Origin of the sequence: Anaplasma marginale str. Florida, from assembly GCF_000215485.1 — a bacterium.
Taxonomy (GTDB): domain Bacteria; phylum Pseudomonadota; class Alphaproteobacteria; order Rickettsiales; family Anaplasmataceae; genus Anaplasma; species Anaplasma marginale.
This window is the reverse complement of record NZ_AFMS01000166.1, coordinates 1-1,162: the sequence shown is the minus strand read 5'-3', so window position 1 is coordinate 1,162 and position 1,162 is coordinate 1. Positions and strand designations below refer to the sequence as shown.

2 protein-coding genes are annotated in these 1,162 nt (G+C 51.2%); one reads left to right on the top strand and one right to left on the bottom strand.

What is annotated here, in order from left to right; translation table 11 throughout:
* Positions 1 to 3: 3 nt before the first annotated feature.
* On the bottom strand, positions 4 to 390 hold the full coding sequence (locus GAC_RS05555; RefSeq protein ID WP_035018118.1) for a J domain-containing protein: 387 nt from the start codon (positions 388 to 390) through the stop codon (positions 4 to 6).
* Positions 391 to 490: 100 nt separating this feature from the next.
* Between GAC_RS05555 and GAC_RS04650 the strand changes: the two genes are divergently transcribed.
* Complete coding sequence (locus tag GAC_RS04650; protein WP_010266132.1) at positions 491 to 1,060, top strand: NifU family protein; 570 nt, start codon at positions 491 to 493, stop codon at positions 1,058 to 1,060.
* Positions 1,061 to 1,162: the final 102 nt, after the last annotated feature.

The following is a 1,162-nucleotide window of genomic DNA, read 5'->3' as shown; positions in this document are numbered from 1 at the left end:
CTTTTAGTCGTCACCAAGCAGGGCGTCACGCGCTTGGTTGAGCTTTTGGGCAAAATATGCCGAGCCCCCCTTGTCGGGATGCGCAAACTTCATCAACCGGTGGTATGCCGAGGTTATCTGCTCTGGGGTCGCACCAGCCCCAAGACCTAAAACCTCTAGCGCTTCATACTTGGACAAGGCCCCTGTAGTTTTCCTGGCCGTGCTAGCCCCATACGCTCCGCCGTACATATCGTTGATCATTTTATTCAGGATGGCCCTGAAATCCCCGTTGCTAAAATTCCCATACATGACGTTGTTTCTCTTAAACAGCAAAAACGCCACCATAGCAGCAATCGGTAGCACAAACAGTGCGCCGATCACGCTTAGCACGGTGAAAAGCACTAACAACATGTGATAAAGTCTTGATTTGCTCCACGCACTGCAATACACTGCTATCTCCTGCAGCGGGGGGATTATACCCACGAAAATTACTTCATTGCAAGGGTTGTTTATGTTCATCCAAATCGAAGTCACGCCCAATCCAGACGCTCTTAGGTTTTTGCTCAGTGCTGAGATAGGCGCAATAGGAAGCGGGATTGAGTTCTCCGATGCCACCACAGCCCAGGGTTCCACGCTGGCAAGGTTATTGTTCGAGATACAAGGCGTTTCTAAGGTGTTTTTTGGAGGCGACTTTGTGTCCGTCACAAAGCTTCCGGATGCAGATTGGGATACCCTTAGGCCGGAGATTTTGGTCGTGATGACAGACTACTTCTCGTTGCACAATGCGTATTCTGATGCGGCGCCGCAAGCGCATGAGGAAAGTGATGAGCGAGAATTTTTCGACACAAAAGACTCTGAAGTGGTGCAGCGCGTTAAGGAGCTTATAGAACACTACGTGAGGCCCGCAGTTGCCCAAGACGGCGGAGATATAAAGTTCAGGGGATACAAAGAGGGAGTGGTTTTCGTGCACCTAAGAGGCGCCTGTTCCGGCTGCCCAAGCGCCGCTGTGACTCTGAAAGACGGAGTCTACGGCATGCTCAGCTATTATGTGCCAGAGGTCAAAGCTGTGGAGAGCGTTTAGGCCACACAAAAAGTCCTACATGCGCGATGGGCCAAATATGGTTCAGTTGGCCATCACGTCAACCTCTATGTGCGTGACTTACTTCTATCGGCAGCCCCGAGC

What these genes read in the sequence shown, in the direction of transcription:
- GAC_RS05555 (WP_035018118.1), bottom strand. Translation starts at nt 390, where the DNA reads ATGTTGTTAGTGCTTTTCACCGTGCTAAGCGTGATCGGCGCACTGTTT.
- GAC_RS04650 (WP_010266132.1), top strand. Translation starts at nt 491, where the DNA reads ATGTTCATCCAAATCGAAGTCACGCCCAATCCAGACGCTCTTAGGTTT.